Origin of the sequence: Selenomonas timonae, from assembly GCF_014250475.1 — a bacterium.
GTDB lineage: Bacteria > Bacillota > Negativicutes > Selenomonadales > Selenomonadaceae > Centipeda > Centipeda timonae.
The window spans coordinates 1223819-1240658 of the sequence record NZ_CP060204.1 but is presented as its reverse complement, the minus strand read 5'-3'; the positions used below and the strand labels follow the sequence as shown (position 1 = coordinate 1240658).

20 protein-coding genes and 1 pseudogene are annotated in these 16840 nt (G+C 54.3%); 1 reads left to right on the top strand and 20 read right to left on the bottom strand.

Annotation, left to right across the window (positions count from 1 at the left end; genetic code table 11):
- Positions 1-10 precede the first annotated feature (10 nt).
- From H1B31_RS05900 to H1B31_RS05860, 10 genes are all read right to left on the bottom strand, one after another.
- Positions 11-487, bottom strand: coding sequence for a KdsC family phosphatase (locus H1B31_RS05900; RefSeq protein WP_221933434.1), 477 nt, complete (start codon positions 485-487; stop codon positions 11-13).
- 11 nt (positions 488-498) lie between these two features.
- Positions 499-1584 carry a radical SAM/SPASM domain-containing protein gene (locus tag H1B31_RS05895; RefSeq protein ID WP_185979663.1) on the bottom strand — a complete coding sequence of 362 codons (1086 nt, stop codon included), beginning with the start codon at positions 1582-1584 and terminating at the stop codon, positions 499-501.
- Between the two features lie 19 nt (positions 1585-1603).
- Entirely contained in the window at positions 1604-2821 is a 1218-nt protein-coding gene (locus H1B31_RS05890) for a DegT/DnrJ/EryC1/StrS family aminotransferase (protein ID WP_185979662.1), read from the bottom strand.
- 44 nt (positions 2822-2865) lie between these two features.
- Positions 2866-3441, bottom strand: coding sequence for a GNAT family N-acetyltransferase (locus tag H1B31_RS05885; RefSeq protein ID WP_185979661.1), 576 nt, complete (start codon positions 3439-3441; stop codon positions 2866-2868).
- 18 nt (positions 3442-3459) lie between these two features.
- On the bottom strand, positions 3460-4557 hold the full coding sequence (locus H1B31_RS05880; RefSeq protein WP_185979660.1) for a DegT/DnrJ/EryC1/StrS family aminotransferase: 1098 nt from the start codon (positions 4555-4557) through the stop codon (positions 3460-3462).
- Complete coding sequence (locus H1B31_RS05875; protein WP_009441086.1) at positions 4554-4967, bottom strand: sugar 3,4-ketoisomerase; 414 nt, start codon at positions 4965-4967, stop codon at positions 4554-4556. Before H1B31_RS05875 ends, H1B31_RS05880 begins: the two co-directional genes overlap by 4 nt.
- 49 nt (positions 4968-5016) lie before the next feature.
- Positions 5017-5148 carry a hypothetical protein gene (locus tag H1B31_RS11525; RefSeq protein ID WP_264175544.1) on the bottom strand — a complete coding sequence of 44 codons (132 nt, stop codon included), beginning with the start codon at positions 5146-5148 and terminating at the stop codon, positions 5017-5019.
- A 67-nt stretch (positions 5149-5215) separates the two neighbouring features.
- Entirely contained in the window at positions 5216-6289 is a 1074-nt protein-coding gene (locus H1B31_RS05870) for an ISL3 family transposase (protein WP_264175551.1), read from the bottom strand.
- 388 nt (positions 6290-6677) lie between these two features.
- Complete coding sequence (locus H1B31_RS05865; protein ID WP_226372074.1) at positions 6678-7487, bottom strand: glycosyltransferase family 2 protein; 810 nt, start codon at positions 7485-7487, stop codon at positions 6678-6680.
- 65 nt (positions 7488-7552) lie between these two features.
- Positions 7553-7891, bottom strand: coding sequence for a hypothetical protein (locus H1B31_RS05860; protein ID WP_185979658.1), 339 nt, complete (start codon positions 7889-7891; stop codon positions 7553-7555).
- A gap of 87 nt (positions 7892-7978) precedes the next feature.
- Between H1B31_RS05860 and H1B31_RS11445 the strand changes: the two are divergent.
- Positions 7979-8089 (top strand): annotated as a pseudogene (locus H1B31_RS11445) (secretion protein HlyD); the annotation flags it as partial.
- 49 nt (positions 8090-8138) lie between these two features.
- Here H1B31_RS11445 and H1B31_RS05855 read toward each other — a convergent pair.
- The 10 genes from H1B31_RS05855 to H1B31_RS05810 form a co-directional block, all read right to left on the bottom strand.
- Positions 8139-8645, bottom strand: coding sequence for an ECF transporter S component (locus tag H1B31_RS05855; protein ID WP_404828657.1), 507 nt, complete (start codon positions 8643-8645; stop codon positions 8139-8141).
- A 143-nt stretch (positions 8646-8788) separates the two neighbouring features.
- Positions 8789-9472: a cytochrome c biogenesis CcdA family protein gene (locus H1B31_RS05850; protein WP_185979656.1), complete on the bottom strand. Its 684-nt coding sequence runs from the start codon at positions 9470-9472 to the stop codon at positions 8789-8791.
- 27 nt (positions 9473-9499) lie between these two features.
- The gene (locus tag H1B31_RS05845; protein ID WP_185979655.1) at positions 9500-10042 is read right to left on the bottom strand and encodes a TlpA family protein disulfide reductase; all 543 of its coding nucleotides are present in this window, start codon (positions 10040-10042) and stop codon (positions 9500-9502) included.
- A gap of 11 nt (positions 10043-10053) precedes the next feature.
- Positions 10054-10800: a 16S rRNA (uracil(1498)-N(3))-methyltransferase gene (locus H1B31_RS05840; RefSeq protein WP_185979654.1), complete on the bottom strand. Its 747-nt coding sequence runs from the start codon at positions 10798-10800 to the stop codon at positions 10054-10056.
- Positions 10800-11750, bottom strand: coding sequence for a 50S ribosomal protein L11 methyltransferase (gene prmA / locus H1B31_RS05835; protein WP_185979653.1), 951 nt, complete (start codon positions 11748-11750; stop codon positions 10800-10802). The genes H1B31_RS05840 and prmA overlap by 1 nt, the downstream gene beginning before the upstream one ends.
- A gap of 84 nt (positions 11751-11834) precedes the next feature.
- Positions 11835-12503, bottom strand: coding sequence for a class II aldolase/adducin family protein (locus H1B31_RS05830; RefSeq protein WP_009441099.1), 669 nt, complete (start codon positions 12501-12503; stop codon positions 11835-11837).
- Between the two features lie 88 nt (positions 12504-12591).
- The gene (locus H1B31_RS05825; protein ID WP_009441100.1) at positions 12592-12972 is read right to left on the bottom strand and encodes a desulfoferrodoxin family protein; all 381 of its coding nucleotides are present in this window, start codon (positions 12970-12972) and stop codon (positions 12592-12594) included.
- 193 nt (positions 12973-13165) lie between these two features.
- Positions 13166-14134: a glycosyltransferase family 2 protein gene (locus tag H1B31_RS05820; protein ID WP_009441102.1), complete on the bottom strand. Its 969-nt coding sequence runs from the start codon at positions 14132-14134 to the stop codon at positions 13166-13168.
- A complete protein-coding gene (locus H1B31_RS05815) occupies positions 14131-15717 on the bottom strand; it encodes an ArnT family glycosyltransferase (RefSeq protein ID WP_185979652.1) in 1587 nt (528 codons plus the stop codon). Before H1B31_RS05815 ends, H1B31_RS05820 begins: the two co-directional genes overlap by 4 nt.
- A 72-nt stretch (positions 15718-15789) precedes the next feature.
- A complete protein-coding gene (locus tag H1B31_RS05810) occupies positions 15790-16749 on the bottom strand; it encodes a sugar-binding transcriptional regulator (protein WP_009441104.1) in 960 nt (319 codons plus the stop codon).
- Positions 16750-16840: the final 91 nt, after the last annotated feature.

Genomic DNA, 16840 nt, shown 5'->3' with positions numbered 1-16840 from the left:
TCAGTATCCCTCAGTCACTATGCAGCAGATAGTCACAGAACTCCCGCACACAGCCCCTGCCGCCCGGCAGATGGCAGACATAGTCAGCCACCTGTGTATTCTCCGGCATAGCGTCGGCAGGTGCAGCCGATATTCCCACGCGCTTCATTGCAGGAACATCGTTGACATCATCACCGATATAGGCCGTTGTCGCAAAGCTGAATGCCGGATGCTGTGCGAAAAAAGCTTCCAGAAAAGCCAGCTTATCCGTGATGCCCATATATACGAAGTCTACCTTCAGCTTTTCTGCCCGCCGCGCAACAATCGGCGTATCCTCTGCCGTCAGAAACATGGTCTTGATGCCCTTGGCACGAAGGAAGGAAAGCCCCTTCCCGTCGCGCGTATTGAATTTCTTCCATTCGTTTCCGCGTTCATCGTAGTACATGCCCGCGTCGGTCAGCGTACCGTCCACATCCGAGATGAACAGCCTGATTTTTTCTACATTCATACTGCTTTCCCTTATGAGCTCATTCTTATCTCATTACTGCACAGGAATTCCCCAACGAGCTTCATATCGCATTCATGTTTGCACTTGATTCCCTCTGCCACATCGATATGCTGTAAGCGGAATGCCCGATAGCGCTCACCGTTCCAGATGTCATACAGAGACTCTTGATTCACATCCCCAAAGATAATCTCATTGTTGAAATCCTCCATGCACATGGTTGCTTCTCCATTGGACTTGATCGTCATCGTCATCCATGGATGCTTGCAGGGTTCACTCCAATGAATGGATTTTGTCCCATGATAATCCTGACGATACCACTGGCAGTCCTCACTCTTTAGATAAAGATAGACATCCAATCCGTCAAACGCCTGACGGAGTTTTTCATACTCCTCCGCCTGATCCCTACGGTTGAGATCGAGCATTGTAATGACAATCACCGTCGAAAGCCCGTGTACATGCTTATAGTCAAGGATCTTCAATATATTTTTGTAACTTGATGAGAAATTTGCCGCACTGCCGCGAACTTTTTTGTAGACAGCATCATCCACGCTCTCGATCGAATACTTGATATAGCTGAGACCCGCATTGAGCATCCGATAGGTAGCCTCCATATCGATATTCGCCGGATTGCAGCTGAAATAGGTCGGGAACCCATGATCCGTGAGGATCTGAACATACTCCGCCATATGCTTATCCAGCAGAGGATCACCATAACCATGCAGCTGGATTACCTTGGATATGATATACAGGAAGAAATGGTTTTCACTTGGCAGGTCATCCTCTGCGATATGATACTTCTCCTCGCAGAATCTTTTCCATCGCGTCCAGAGTTCCGGTGTATGCGGGCGAAGCTGACGAACGGCAGAAATAAAAGTGTCGTGGTCAATATCCTCGATGCGTCGCGTCATCATAGTCGTACGAGGGCACATCTCGCAGCGCATATTGCATTTGTTCGTTGTCTCAATGTTGTAGACAATCGGTGTTCGACTGCGAATCGCCTCCAACGCATCGAACAGCTGCTGACGATCTGTAAACTGCCCTTGCTGCAGCTGCTCATACACAGTGTCAAACTTCATGTAAAAATCAATATCCAGCATTTGCTCTCCCTCAATATGCTCAACGATACTTTCGGATCAGTCGGCGCAGAACCTCTGCCTTCTCCTTCGCCAATTCGAGATCACGATAGTTCGTCTTGAACTGCATGATCTTCGGCTGAATGCGCTCTGCCACGGGGCAAAGACCCTGCTCATAGGAGATTCCCCCGTAGATCTGCGGCATCCGCTTCACAAAGGTACGTTCTGCCATGACTGGTTCGAGATAGGGCACACTCCAAGCGCCATAGAAACCATCGCCGCCCATCTCCACATAGGTCTTACGGAGCTCTGCCCAAGGAATACCGATCGCATCCTCGCCCTCATAGAGAACGCCAAGCGCATAGTAGGAGTTCACAGTATCCGGCAGATTCCCCTGTGGGATCATGTAGTCGCATTCGGACATCACATCCATAAAGATTTCCGCTGTCTTCTGCCGAAGAGTGACGAGCTCCTCTACCCGCTCGAGCTGAGCGAGCGCAACCGCTGCGGTAAACTCTGGCATACGATAGTTCCATCCGAGCGCATCATGCCGCTTATACATAGGATTTTGGAACATCTCCTTATTCGTATAGCGAACGCGCCCCTCATCGGCTTCCAAATTCTTGAAGCCATGCCCACCCAATTTTCGCGCAATCTTTGCATAGATCTCAGAATCTGTGATGATCATACCGCCCTCACCACAGGAGATATGCTTGGAGTTTTCGAAGCTGAAGCTCGCAAGATCGCCGAAGGTGCCGAGCGTTTTCCCGTGATATGTGCTGAGAACCGCCTGTGCATTATCCTCAATCACGGCAATATTGTGCTTCCTTGCAATCGAAAGAATGCGGTCATAGTCCGGCGACGCCCCATAAAGCGATACCACAATGACCGCCTTTGTCTTCGGCGTAATCTTTCGCTCGAAATCAGCGGGATCCATAAGGAAGGTGTGTTCATCCACATCACAGTATACAGGCACTGCGTTCGCATGAATGGTCGCCGTCGTATCCATAATGACAGTGAGTGCAGGCGAGATCACTTCATCCCCCGGCTCCACACCAACTGCCTCAAGTGCCATATGCAGCGTCGATGTACCCGAATTGGCCGCAACACCATAACGCACGCCGATCTTCTCTGCAAATGCAGCCTCCAAGCCATGCACCAAACTGCCCGTCGTGGCAGACCATGCTGTCCCTTCCAACACCTTGCTGAGATATTTCAGCTCATTCCCCAGATACTTCGATGGATTCTTCAATTCTCCCATGGGAATACCTCTTTCCAAATAAGAATATAACCATCCGGCAACAATCAGAAACCAAGCCGCTCCAGCAAACTTGGACGCACCGCCTGCCAATTCTCTTGTAACCGAACATACTCCTCTTGCCGCATACCATTAACGATAAGTTCATTTGGGAATCGGGGAATGCCATCATTCCGACAAAACCCATACTTCTCATGATAGCGAATGGAGGGCAAATTTTCACATACAATATGCGCATAGCAGGCGTCAACACCAAATGACCCGTACATATAGTCCGCAAAGAGAACTGTTGCCTCCGCAAAGAGCGTACTGCCGCGATAGCGACGATCACCGACAAGGAGGCGCCCCGTAATACAGACTCTTTCCTCGATATCGTGATCTGTCCACCCCATCGTAGCGAACGGGGTATCCATCTGCTTGTCCACGACAACGAGAAGCCCCTGTGCAGAATCAGACAGGTAGCGTTCATACCATGCCCGCTGTTTTTCCATATCAAGAAGAAAAGGCTGATTCAGATAGCGATTGTTCAAAGGATCGTTACGCCACGCAATAATATACGGAAAGTATTGCTCCTCCACTTCCGCCAAATACACATTTTGTCCTTCGAGTCGAAGATCTCGCATAGCTTCACCTTTCAAGGGTCATGGACAATAACTGTTGACTGTATCAATCACATAGGCGATCTCATCTGCCCGCATTCCATTGAACATCGGCAGGCTCACCACCTCATCCGCATAGCGCTCCGCCACGGGGAAACTGCCGTGCCCGTACCCGAGGTTCACATAGCACTCCGCCAGATGCGGCGGAATCGGATAGTGTATGACCGTCTCGATGCCGTTTTCCGCAAGGTAGTCCTTGAAATGATCCCGTGCTGCCGTACGCACAACGAACTGGTGGTAGACATGCTCAGCCCCGTTCCGCGTCTCAGGCAGCACAATGTGTGGATTGCAAATACCCACCATGTACTGCGAGGCGATTTTCTTTCGCTCCTCAATCAGCTCCGGCAAATGCCCCAGTTTGACACGCAAAAGAGCCGCGTGTATCTCATCCAGGCGGGAATTGACGCCGCATATTTCGTTGTGATATTTTTCCTTGCTGCCGTAGTTACGGAGCATGCGAATCTTCTCCACGAGCGCGGCATCGTCGGTCACGATTGCCCCCGCATCACCGAATGCGCCGAGATTCTTCGTCGGGTAGAAGCTGAAACAGCCAATATCGCCAAATCGTCCCGTCATCGTTCCGCCGAAATGTGCGCCGTGGGACTGGGCACAGTCCTCGATCACGGCGAGATGATGCCGCCGTGCGATCTCCATGACGGGCTTCATATTGACCGCCTGTCCATAAAGGTGAACAGGCATAATCGCGCGCGTGTGCACTGTGACAGCATCTTCGAGCCGTTCGGCATCAATGTTATAATACGCATCCGGCTCAACAAAGACAGGCATCGCCCCATTTGCCGTGACGGCAAGCACTGTCGCGATATAGGTATTCGCGGGAACGATAACCTCATCCCCTACACCGATGCCAAGCGCAGCAGCAGAGAGTGTGAGCGCGTCAAGCCCCGAGTTCAGTCCGACGGCATAGCACGCCCCTGTATAGGCAGCAAATTCCTGCTCAAATGCCTCCAGCTCAGGCCCCATAATATACCAGCCGGAGCGCAGGGAACGCAGCGCTGCCTCCTCGTATTCTGTGGCATGAAGGTCATACTGACGGCCAAGCACAGCAAGGTTAATATTCATGCCTGCGCCTCCCCCACGCGCACCATCCGCAGAAACTCATCGTAATCGCGTATATAGTCAGACTCGTCATAGACCTCAGAGGCAAGCACCATGAGGACAGCATCGGGCGAGAAGTCGTACATCTCCCGCCACATGGCATGAGAGATATAAAGCCCTTCATAGGGTTTTTCGAGAGGAATAACTTTCTTCTCTCGTCCGTTATCAAGACGAACCTTACAGCTCCCGTGAATGCAAATCAGAATCTGCTCGAGTGCCTTGTGGGCATGATGTCCGCGTACAACGCCCTCCACCGTATCATACATATAGTAGACGCGCTTGATGCGGAAGGGAATGTCGTTGAACTCCTCCAGTGCGACAAGCATGCCGCGCTCGTCGCCATGCGGCTGAAACATATATTTTACAATCTGCATACTGCACTCCCATCCGTTCTAAAAGGTATGATAACTTCCTCCGATAAAGCTACTCGTGATCTGCTTCTTCCCACTTTGCCTGTTCCCAGAGCTGCGCGTACAGAACCTCCTGAACACGCAGATCGACATCGAATACCCGGATGGGATAGTCCGATCGATTCTCGCGCAGGATCTTCGCCAAATTCTCCGCAAACTCGTCCTTTGTGATAACGAGTTTTTTTGGCTCTACTCCAAAACCAGTGGAAAAGCTATTTCCACAATAGAACAGGTGTATCTAATTCCAACTTTCCTGCAACCAAGTAGATCATTGCGGCATAGCCTTCAAAGGCATGAAAACCTCTTGCCTTGCGCTTCGCTGCTTGAATCATCGCGTTGATTCCTTCGCAAATCGCGTTCGTCAGACGCGTATGAAAATAGTTCCGTATTTCTTTGCTGTGATTCCTGAGCGTCAAGGCGGCATCCTTCATCGGTTTCAGTCGGCATCGTCGCATCCATGAACACAACTTGTCCAGTCGCGTCTGCGCCTCATCCATGGAGGTCGAGGCATAGAAGTCATCCAGAGACTGGACAATCCGAAAGGCACGTCCCGTCTTCTTGTACTGCTTGGAAAGTTCCGTTGCCATTGTCCGTTGCTTGTCGGTCATGCGTCCTTGCGGCACCATGAACAGTTTGCGGCACAGGAACAGCTCCTTTTTCCGACCGGACTCTTTTTGCTCATCCTTACGCACCGTATCCAAGGCTTTGAGTGGCACCTGTTTGACGTGAAATTTGTCGATGGTCTGTTTGGCGTTCGGAAACACTTCTCGGACGGCGGACAGGTAGCTTGCGGACATGTCGCTGGTGAGAGAATTGACGCTCTTCGTGTTGCCACCGTTCCTCTCCAGTTTTTCGCCCACGTTTTTGGCCGCCGTTTTGTCGCGACCAGGTTCGACATCGAAGACACGGCGCCTTACTGCGACGGTGACGTATTTGTGCCCACGCCGAAAGGTTGTCTCATCCATGGCGATGGAGCAGGTATCGGAAAGATCCATACGATTTACCGCGTCATGCACCCAATACGTAAGGATAGCGGCGAGCGACTTTTCGTCACAGCGAAGCAGATGGGAGGCTCCGGCACGAGGAATGTCTTGCAAGAGTAGCATGGCGTAGCCTTCGAACAGCAGGGTAAAGCGACTGTTCTTGCGCTCAAACGGCGCATTGACCTGCACTGTGCCGCATTTGTCGCACAGAACACGGGGACGCTTGCAGTGGACATAACAGGCAGTCCGCATGACGCCAGATACGTTCCTTCGGCTCGTAGCCGTACCGTTTGATCGGTGCACCGCAGACAAGACAGCACAATGCAGCCGTCTTGTCTACGCCCACATGTATATGGATTGCCGGCTCTTCCTCGTTAAATTCTGCGCCTATGATATACCATGGAGCCTCTAGACGCAGTGATCCTGCGAGCATCTTGTCAAAATTCTCGACCATTTGTCATCACCCTAGACGATTATACCATTTCCACTACTTCGGGAGTAGAGCCGAATTACCTTCTATGGGATTCCCACCCAATGCAAATGAAACTTCCCCATACACTAGTTTTTTCAACTAGTTCGGATCGACATTTTGCAGGTAGGACACTCTTTCTCTCGCGCGTCCCATCTCAGCATAGTATGCCTCCATAATCTTCATATAGGGTAAATCCGACGGCTTTCGTCCACCGACATGCTACGTGCACAATTCCCGCGGTTCGGGATGCCGCTGCGCGATCATCATGAGGACAGTACAATGATCCCGTCCCAGACGCTCGATCCACTCCTGTGACGGACCGCCGGAAATCCCGGTCTCACACTCATACCAGATAAAATTATGATCCCAGAATCCGAGTGGAATATCATCTGCGACCATCATAATATGAACACAGTCTTCCATGTAGGTCACATGACCGACGATATCCCTTGTATAGGAGATCATCAATTCTCGCTCAACAAGGAAGGCCGCACCAACCGCATAATCCTGACAGACGAGATACGCCTCCTTGACCGCAGAAAAAGTCCCCTCTTGGTACGGGCGCAAATAATGGGCGTTCATGCGATCCACAATGACATATCTATTATTTTCCTTACGATAATTACAAGAACGTCCGAATGCAAATTGATAGCCGTTCTTCTTCATGAACTGCATCATATCTGCCAGAACATGATCGCCGTAGAGGAAGTCTCCCGGAGATAGGTTCTTAATATAGTGTCTACCGGCATGGATGTACATATTCATATAATTTCGGACAGTCCCCTGATTCTCTGCACTGTGGAAAATCGTATAGTTCTTAAACCGATGCTGCAGAAACCACAGTTCCACACGCTTCGCATCAAAATGCTCCGAACCGTCATCCCCTACCAGAATCTCGAAGCTGCATCCCCGCTGCTGAACGATCGAGGTAAGCGTCGCAAAAAGCATTTCATCATCAGGATGATATGTCGCAACACATACGCTGATATCATACGTCTTTTGAATCGTCATCCAGTCGGCTGCGTGCACGACCGATGCGCCCATCCCAACGGCAATACGGGCGCAGTGCGAAGAAAACTCGTCCGCTGCCGCAATCAGGCAGTCCTCCTGCCGCAGGGCCGCATAAAAAAGGCATCCGAATATAGATGTGCGAGCACAAGCGGAGCATCTTCGCCGGGTGCCGCAAGGAGTTCAAGCATCTCGCCCAATTCTGCGGAGGCATCGCCCTCCGGCAACATCAGTATCAGAGCGGTCTGATCTGCGGCGGAGTAAGCACGGAGGTAGGAACGGAATACACTGCGCCACAGCCCTTCATCCGAAGTAAAATCGGGCACAAAATAATAAAGGCGGCAGCCCTGTGAGCGAAGTTCTACAATCCGACGAACGGCTTCTTCTCTCTGTGAACCACTGTGTGCGGCTTCTTGTTCCCTCATACTCCACTCTTTCTCCGCATACAAACGCCCATATAGGAATCGCTGATAAAATGAAGTCCGTCAGATTGGCGTAGATTTTTTCGTCCGATTGAGGCAGCAAACCGGACGCATAGCCAAAGCTATGTGGAGGATTTGCTAACGAAAAGCGGGCAAAAAAGATGCGCTAAGATGGCGCAGCTGAATTTATCAGTGCTTCCTATATTTATATCGAAAGAATCTGCTTGTTTGCTAAAGCATTCCTTGCCCGTTAAAACTGCGGGAATCTCCCCCGCAAAAGCGGCAGGAGGAAAAAGGCGATGATGCTGTTGACAATCCCCTCCATGACAAGTCCCGGAGAGGACGCGAGCGCGGCGGACATACTAGCGTAGAGCACCGCCCCCGCAAGAGTATATGCCGCCGCCATCCAGAGACTTGAGAGGAGGAGCGCGGCGATGATACTTGCACGCGGTGCGATTGCATCTCCCCTGCGGCCGATGCGATAGACGATCTCCGCCATGACAAATTTGATGACGAGCGTCGGCACGATCCAAATGGCAAAGCCGCCGAGAAGATCGGCGAGTGCCGAGCCAATGCACGCGGCAACGAGTGCACTGCGGCGCGGTGTGAGCAGCGCAAGCAGGAAGATCACGGCGTCGCCGAGATGCGCATAGCCGAGCGGGATCGGGATGTGCGGCAGATAGGTTGCAACAAAGACGAGGGCCGTCATAAGCGCGGTAAAGACGAGTTCCTGTGTGGTGAATGATGTTTTTTTCATGTGCTGATGTTCCATGATCCTTTCCAAACTTTTCCTAATGTCTTCTATATCCTAGCACACAGCGTGCCAAAATTCAATCTGCACAAACGAAAACGACCGCCCCACCGCAACAACGCGATGAAGGGAGGTCGTTTTCGTTTTGTTTACGACAAGATACGCACGAGATAGCTGAGAGAGTCCGACCAGAGCAGGATGCCGAGGAGGACGAGGACGACGCCCGCGACCTGCTGAATGCGCGGCAGGTACTGGTAGAATGCGCGCAGCTTCATGATGTGCCGCCGCCAGATGACGGCGAGTAGGAAGAACGGCACGGCAAAGCCGAGGCTGTAGACGAGAAGCAGAAGCGCCCCCTCTGCGACGGTTGCTGTATCTCCCGCATAGAGGAGGATGGTCGCAAGCATGGGACCCGTGCACGGCGTCCACCCGAGGGTGAACCCGCAGCCGAGGAGGAAGGCTCCCCCGATGCCGCCGAAGCCGCGCCGCTGGAAGGGGCGATACTCACGTAGAAGCAGGGGGATCTTGATCCATCCCGTCATGAAGAGTCCCATGACGATGATGAGGACTGCCGCGCCCTGCCGTAGGATCTCCTGATAGGAGAAGAGCCACGCACCGATAAGCGATGCCGTTGCACCGAGCAGGACGAAGACGAGGGTAAAGCCCGCGAGGAACGCCGTCGTATTCACATAGAGTCGCCGCGATTCACCGCCATCCTGCTGACTGCTCTTCGCGAGAATGAGCGAGAACGTCGGGAGGAGCGGCAGAACGCAGGGCGAGATAAAGGAGAGGAAGCCCGCAAGGAACGCGCCGCCGAGCAGGGTCAGTTCCATGTGCCGCAGCCTCCCCGCACGAAGCGCTTAGAGTTTGCCAATGACATCTTCGAGTTCCTCTTTCGTCACGCCGCCTGTCTTTCGGTAGGCGACCTTGCCATCCTTGTCCACGACGACAGTTGTTGGGATCGCACGTACGCCGTAAAGCGTCGCCGCCGTTCCCTTCGTGTCGAGCACGACGGGCAGATCCGCCTTGCGCTCTGCCATGAATTTCTCGACGGGCGCAGCGTCTTCCTGCAGGTTGACGGCATAGAAGTCAACTGCATCCTTATGCGCCGCATGGAATGCCGCAAGGTCGGGAATCTCCGCCTGACAGGGCGGGCACCACGTCGCCCAGAAGTTGATGATGTAGGGTTTCCCCTTCGCCTCGACGGCGACATCCTCGCCCGCGAGGTTCTTGAGCGTAAACGTCGGCGCAGCCTCACCACGCAGACCGGAGCCCTTACCTTGCTCTGCGGCAGGCTGTGCGCTCGCCGTCGTCCCCTTGTCTGCAGTCTCATTGCCGCCGCAGCCCGCGATCATGCTGAGTGCGAATGCTGCTGCAAACAGTGCTGTATATCTCTTCTTCATAAATTTCCTTCCTAAAGATCAAAGTTACCAAGTTCGTACTGCGTCACGGAGAGTGCTGTAAGTGCCGCCGTCTCCGCACGCAGGATCAGTCGTCCGAGGGAAACGGACACAGCGCCCGATGCACGGATTGCCTCTGACTCGGCAGGAGAGAATCCGCCCTCCGCGCCGATAATGAGTACAATGCGCCGTGCCGTGAGCGCACGCAGTGCCGTCCTCATAGACTGCTCCTCTTCTCCTTCATAGCAAAAGATAACTGCCGCATCGGAGGCCGCAAACAGATCAGCATTCTGCAAAAGTGAGGAGAGCGGCGCAACCTCTGCAACGGACATGAGCACCCGCCGCCCGCACTGCTTTGCTGCCTCGTCCGCGATCTTCTGCCAGCGCGCAGCCTTTGCCGCCGCCTTTTTCGCATCATAGCGCACAACAACATGCTCTGTTATAACGGGATAGAATGCCGTAGCACCGAGTTCCACCGCCTTTTGGACGACGAAGTCCATCTTCTCGCCCTTGAGGAGCGCCTGCACAAGGATAACCTCAGCGGGACTCCCCTCCTCCTGCGGCAGATATTCCACAAGGTTGAGACATACGGAATCCGAGGCAATGGATGCCACCGCCATACGGGCGACCCTACCGTCCGCATCCGCAACCATGACTTCATCCCCGATCTGCGCACGCATAACGCGTGCGAGATGGTGAGCGTCGTCGCCCGTGATCATGATTTCCTCCGCAAGCGTTCCCGCATAGAAGAGACGCCGCATCAGAGTTCCAACTCCTCACTGCGGCGAATAATCATCGCCGCCCATTCCTTTTCACAGGTCATATCGAGGACGGTATAGCCGTGCTCGCGCGCCGCGCGTTCTACATCCGCAATGCGGTCGTCGATGATGCCCGAGGCGAGGAGAACGCCGCCGGGAGCAAGATACGCATCCAGTTGGTCGAACAGGCGGATGATGATGTCCGCAATGATATTCGCCGTGATGAGTTGGGCGGGTTCGAGACCTGTGCAGACGGCAAGGAGATCACTCTCAATGGCAGCGACATTTGTGACATGGTTCGCACGGATATTCTCCTCCGCTACCGAGACCGCCACGGGATCGTAGTCCATTGCAATGATTTCGCCTGCGCCGAGCTTCGACGCGGCGATGGCGAGGATGCCCGAGCCACAGCCCACATCATAGATGCGCATCTGCGGACATACGAGACGTTCCAGCCAGCGCAGACACATCGCAGTCGTTGCATGTGCCCCCGTGCCGAAGGCCGCACCAGGGTCTAGGTCGATGACGATCTCGTCACCCGTCGGCGTATACTCCTCCCACGTCGGACGGACGACAATGCGCTGTCCGATCTTCTCCGTGTGAATGTAGGCTTTCCACGTCTCCGCCCAGTCCTCATCCGCGACGAACGTATGTGAGACCGTGCCCGCACCGATGGGCGCATCCACACGGCGCAGCCCCTCAATGCGCTCCGCGAGCGAAAGAAGACTCCCCTCCAGACGCGCATCTTCGGGCAGATAGGCGCGCACGGTCACCGTATCCGTATCCTCGGCGCGCGGCAGATCGGTATAGTCCCAGAGCCCTGCGTCAATGTACTCATTGACGAGAGACGGATCGTCGATCTCCGTGCCCGCAGCACCGAGTTCCATCAGAATATTCCCGATGAGGTCCGCGCCCTCATGCGTTGTGACAACACTCACCTGTGCCCATCGCATGCCATCGCCCCCTACTTTTTACCCAAGTTTTCTCTCTCGCTGAGAGTTATTATACAGGAAAAATATTGGAAATGCGATAGAAATTTACTTTGGAAGGAGTTTGATCTCCTTCGGATACTCCCACTTCTGCAGTTCGCTCTTCGGTACCGCCTGCGGCTCCTTGCCTCCAAGGATTGTCAGCGTCGTGAGATAGATCTCTGCCATCTCTTCGACGTAGGACGCCTTGAGCAGCGCCTCCTTGAGTTCCTTGCTGTCAACGGCAATGACGCCGTGCTTCTCCATCAGAGCAACATCTGAAATCTTCAGCGGCTCAACGATGGACTCCGCAAGTGCGGGTGTGCCAGGTCTGCCGTACGGTGCCACAGGAATGTAGCCCTCCTTGCAGCCAAGCGCCATAATCTCATAGACAACTGCAGGAATCGGCTTGTTGAGCACTGCAAATGCCGTCGCAATCTTCGAATGCGTATGCGCAATCGCATGCACATCCGGGCGTGTCTGATACACCATGAGATGCATCAGAGATTCGCTGGTCGGACGCTGCCCGGTCTCTGCTTCGACAACTTTGGCATCCATTGTCATGACGACAATGTCATGATAGGACATCTCCTCGCGATCCATGCCGGTCGGTGTGATGCAGACCAGCTGCGTCTCCTCATCCCGTATGCTGAAATTTCCGGAGCGATGCCTGCACAGCCCCATTCGATCTGCCTGAAGCGCATAGGCAACGACCTGTTTTTTCAGAGCCTCTAACATTATATGACCTTCCTTTCAGCGTGCAAAGCCCATGCAGTAAAAAAGCCACCGCACGAATGCGCAGCAGCTTTCTCTCTATACAGATTTCTTAGATCTCTGCCTGCCAGAGTCCGTGCAGGTTGCAGTACTCGAGCACCTTGACCGGGGTATCGCCGTCCATGAGACGGAATGTGACCTCGGGTGCATCCGTCGCGGTCAGATCAACGCGCTGAACGCCCTTCTTCGTCACGAGGATGATATACTCGATGAGATGCTCCTCGGTCATCGGATGCGCGACGGAGCCGACGCTCACGTGCACCTCGTTCTTCGCAGCATCATAGGTCGCAACGGGAACGTGCTTCTCCTTCGCCGCATCCACCGTGTTCGGCACAATCGCCTTCAGCGGAGCACCTGCGCACGTGAGATCCAGAACCTCATCCCCGTAGACCTCAATCATATGCTTCTTGTCTGCAACGTAAAAAACTGACATAAATAACCCTCCTATTGTGGAAGCCTGGAGCTTCCTCTTCGTAAATACACAGCAAAGTAAATGGAAGGAAGTATTCCTTCAAATGTGGAGTGTGAAGACGCCATAGTCGTTATCTATTTTGCCTTTCACAAATAATAATTCTCCACAAAATAGTATTCTCCTTCTTTTCTCCCAAAAATTTTTCAATAAAAATTTATTTTTTTCCACGCGCGTTTCCGTCGATGAATTCCTGCACGAGATAGCGCGGGCGGCGCTTGACCTCGAGGTAGATCTTCGCGACGTATTCGCCGATCACACCGATGGAAAGGAGGATGAGCCCGCCGAGGAACCAGAGCGAGACAACGAGACTCGTCCAGCCGACGATGGTCTCGCCCACGAAGTGACGGGCGATCGACCAGATGAGCATCAGTCCGCTGATGAATGAGATGAACATGCCCATCTGCGAGATCATGCGGATGGGGCGCGCCGAGAGAGAGGTCACGCCCTCCCAAGCGAATGACGCCATGCGCCGCCACGGATATTTCGAGTCGCCCGCGAGGCGCTGTTTGCGCGTGTAGTAGACGATCTCATGCGAGAGTCCGATCATCGGCACAATGCCGCGCAAGAAGAGATTGACCTCAGGGTACTCCGCAAGCGCCGTGAGTGCACGCCGATCCATCAGGCGAAAATCCGCGTGGTTGAACACGATGTCTGCACCGAGGGCACGCATGGCACGGTAGAAACTCTCCGCCGTAAAGCGCTTGAGAAAGGTGTCCGAGGCGCGATTCTCGCGCACGCCGTAGACGATGTTCGCCCCGGCAGCGTGCTTCTCGAGCATGAGGTCAATCGCATGGATGTCGTCCTGCAGGTCGGCATCCATGCTGATGGTCACGTCTGCGTGCGGCAGCACGGTCATCAGCCCCGCGAGCAGGGCATTCTGATGCCCCTCGTTGTGCGCGAGATTGATCCCTGAGAAAAGTGGGCTGCGTTCCGTGCACTGACGGATCAGTTCCCACGTATTGTCACGGCTGCCGTCGTTGACGAAGGCGATGCGGCTCTTTGCATCGACACCCCCCACATCGATCAACCGTGTCAGCTTTTGCTCCAGTTTTTCTGCCGTATCGCGGAGCACTTCCTGCTCGTTGTAGCAGGGCACGACGAGATAGAGGACAGGTACGCTCATTCTTTATCATCCTTAAAGATACAGAGTCCGTCACGCTCCTCGACGAGCTGCCATTTCTCCGCGCCGAGCTGAGCCATCATCTTGCGGTACATGGAGTCACGCATGATGATGTATTTCGGGCGTGCATCCGTGCGCAGAGCAGCAAGCGACTCCGCGTGGTTCGTGTCCACCTCGATGCCAGGGATATCCGTGTAGAGCATGACACCGGGGCGCAGCTGCTTGTCAATGTAGAGGGCTCTCCCCTCCGCCTCAGCTGCTGCGTGGTAGTTCGCTGCATAATTGAGTGCGACCTGCTTGACACTGAAATGCCCCTCGATTGCAGGCATCATAAAGGCGAACGCAATGACCATCGTCACAACACCCGCGAGGACATGCAGCCACGCAGCGAAGATGAGGTTATGTGATGCCGTGATGCTGTAGACAATCGCCGCACCGAGAATGAGCGTAATCGCCCCGAGCCAGAGCCCGCCCTCTGCAAGCGGCGCGAGGCTGTCCCCGCTCATGAGCCAGCCGAGCCCGAGCAGGAGAAACATGACAGCGCTCCCGCCCGCCCATGCGAAATGCGTCTGCCTCCAGTCCTCGAGCATGCGTGCAAGATTCCATGCAATGATAGTCGAGAGCGCAGGCGTCAACAGCAGCATATAGGAGACCTGTTTCGTCTGGGCGATCGAGAAGAACACAAGCACAAAGATCCACCAGACCTGAAAGAAGGCGAGCATCTGCGCCTCCTCACCGAAACTTCGGCGGAAGGCATTTTTGACCGACTGGATCAGCAGCCCTGTCCAAGGGAAGAACCCGAGAATGAGAACGGGCAGGTAGAACCACCAATGCGCGCGCACGGGATGGAGCGGCGCAGTGAAGCGAGTGACGTTGTGAAAGCCAATGAACTCGTAGATGAACGCCATGCCGTGCACCTCGTACATATAGAGATACCACGGCAGTCCCACAGCAACGACGAGCAGCAGGCCACGCAGGACATGCATGCGAAAGATCTGCTCGAGCTGACGTGTAACGAGCAGATAGAAGAAGACAATCCCCGCAGGGAAAACCACGCCGATGGGGCCCTTCGTCATCACCGCAAGCCCGCAGGCGAGGTACATGAGCCAGTACTGTCGATGGATGAACGAGAAGAGCGCCGCCGTCATGAAGAAGAGGAGCGTAGAGTCCGTCACGGATGCCTTGCCCATATACATGAGGATGATGCTCGTCCCCATGACGATCCCCGACCAGAAGCCCGTGCGCGCACCAAAGAGCCGTGCAGATGCGAGCGCCGTCATGAGGATGGAGCCGATCGCCATGAGCGCGGCAGGGATGCGCGCCGCGAGCTCGCTGAATCCGCCGAAGATCTTCAGAGACGCCACGACGAGCCAGTAGAAGATCGGCGGCTTATCATACCAGAACTCATTGTAGATCCGCGGCGAGAGGTAGTCGCCGAAGCGGATCATCTCCTTTGCCGTCTCCGCATAGACAGGCTCATCGGGATCGAGCAGTGCCGTCCCGCCGATCCCGAAGAGGATCTGAAAGGATATGAGGCCGAGCAGCACGAGATAGACCGGCCACGCAAGATTTTTCTCATCGTTCATGCAGATATGCACCTCACCCATCCGAAAGAAATCATCTGCATTGTACCATATATTTTACTTTTTACAACTGCATTAAACAAGGTTCTCCGCGCAGTCGATGTCCGTGATGAGCACGTTGATGAAGCCGCCGCGAATTGCGCCGAGCACGGCGTCTTTCTTTGCGCGCCCGCCTGCCACACCAACGCGGCGCGGAATCTTCTTCAGCGTATCGAGAGGGATGCCCGCCACGCGCTCGTTGAAATCCGTAAACGGCGTAGTGTCGCCATCGGCATCAAAATAACGCAGCGCAATGTCCCCTACCGCCCCGCGTGCCGTGAACTCATCGAGGATTGCGCGGTCGACATAGCCTGTCTGCAGGATCGTCGAGTGCTCCGTCGAGGGAATCCCAATGCCCATAAGCACGAGATCGAGACGCGAATAGAGGCGGATCACATTGCGGATCGTCTTCTCCTCCAGAAATCCCTCGAGCACCTCCCGCCGCGAGAACACTGCAGGCGCGAAGAACTGCACGCAGTCCCCGACGAAGCGGTCGGCGAACTCCTGCGCAAGGTAGTTCGAGTGGATGTCGAGCCGGCTCTCCGCCACACCGCCAACAAGCGGGACAAACGTCGCCTTGATCGGGCTGCGGATGAAATAATCCGAGCGCACGACATTCTGGATCGCGAGCCCCATCGTAATGCCGACGAGGTAGCCGTCCATGAGGACGCGGGAGAGATACTCGAGCGTCGCGCTGCCGATCTCGGAGTTGATGGGGTACTGCCCGTCCGAGATCGGACTGGACGGAACGATAATGACCTCCTGGAGGTTGTATTTTTTCTCCAGCGCGCGCTCCATCTTCCCATATGCGATATTGTCCGGATTCTGGATCTCGATGCGGACAATGCCGCGCTCCTTACCGATGGTGAGCATGCGCGAGACCGTCGGACGCGAGATGCCGAGCGCCTCGCAGATCTCCTTCTGCCCCAGCCCGTCCTGATAGTAGAGACTGCAGCATTTGAAGATGAGGCGCACATCGTCAACAATTTTCTTCATCGGGAAAACCTCTCATGACCTTCGGAACACATTCTATCTTTTGTATTCTTTATTGACATATTTTCTATAACTTTGCCGAAAAAGGGAGCTA

Coding starts and splice junctions, on each gene's coding strand:
- H1B31_RS05900 (WP_221933434.1), bottom strand. CDS start 487: ATGAATGTAGAAAAAATCAGGCTGTTCATCTCGGATGTGGACGGTACG.
- H1B31_RS05895 (WP_185979663.1), bottom strand. CDS start 1,584: ATGCTGGATATTGATTTTTACATGAAGTTTGACACTGTGTATGAGCAG.
- H1B31_RS05890 (WP_185979662.1), bottom strand. CDS start 2,821: ATGGGAGAATTGAAGAATCCATCGAAGTATCTGGGGAATGAGCTGAAA.
- H1B31_RS05885 (WP_185979661.1), bottom strand. CDS start 3,441: ATGCGAGATCTTCGACTCGAAGGACAAAATGTGTATTTGGCGGAAGTG.
- H1B31_RS05880 (WP_185979660.1), bottom strand. CDS start 4,557: ATGAATATTAACCTTGCTGTGCTTGGCCGTCAGTATGACCTTCATGCC.
- H1B31_RS05875 (WP_009441086.1), bottom strand. CDS start 4,967: ATGCAGATTGTAAAATATATGTTTCAGCCGCATGGCGACGAGCGCGGC.
- H1B31_RS05860 (WP_185979658.1), bottom strand. CDS start 7,891: ATGAGGGAACAAGAAGCCGCACACAGTGGTTCACAGAGAGAAGAAGCC.
- H1B31_RS05855 (WP_404828657.1), bottom strand. CDS start 8,645: ATGAAAAAAACATCATTCACCACACAGGAACTCGTCTTTACCGCGCTT.
- H1B31_RS05850 (WP_185979656.1), bottom strand. CDS start 9,472: ATGGAACTGACCCTGCTCGGCGGCGCGTTCCTTGCGGGCTTCCTCTCC.
- H1B31_RS05845 (WP_185979655.1), bottom strand. CDS start 10,042: ATGAAGAAGAGATATACAGCACTGTTTGCAGCAGCATTCGCACTCAGC.
- H1B31_RS05840 (WP_185979654.1), bottom strand. CDS start 10,800: ATGCGGCGTCTCTTCTATGCGGGAACGCTTGCGGAGGAAATCATGATC.
- prmA (WP_185979653.1), bottom strand. CDS start 11,750: ATGCGATGGGCACAGGTGAGTGTTGTCACAACGCATGAGGGCGCGGAC.
- H1B31_RS05830 (WP_009441099.1), bottom strand. CDS start 12,503: ATGTTAGAGGCTCTGAAAAAACAGGTCGTTGCCTATGCGCTTCAGGCA.
- H1B31_RS05825 (WP_009441100.1), bottom strand. CDS start 12,972: ATGTCAGTTTTTTACGTTGCAGACAAGAAGCATATGATTGAGGTCTAC.
- H1B31_RS05820 (WP_009441102.1), bottom strand. CDS start 14,134: ATGAGCGTACCTGTCCTCTATCTCGTCGTGCCCTGCTACAACGAGCAG.
- H1B31_RS05815 (WP_185979652.1), bottom strand. CDS start 15,717: ATGAACGATGAGAAAAATCTTGCGTGGCCGGTCTATCTCGTGCTGCTC.
- H1B31_RS05810 (WP_009441104.1), bottom strand. CDS start 16,749: ATGAAGAAAATTGTTGACGATGTGCGCCTCATCTTCAAATGCTGCAGT.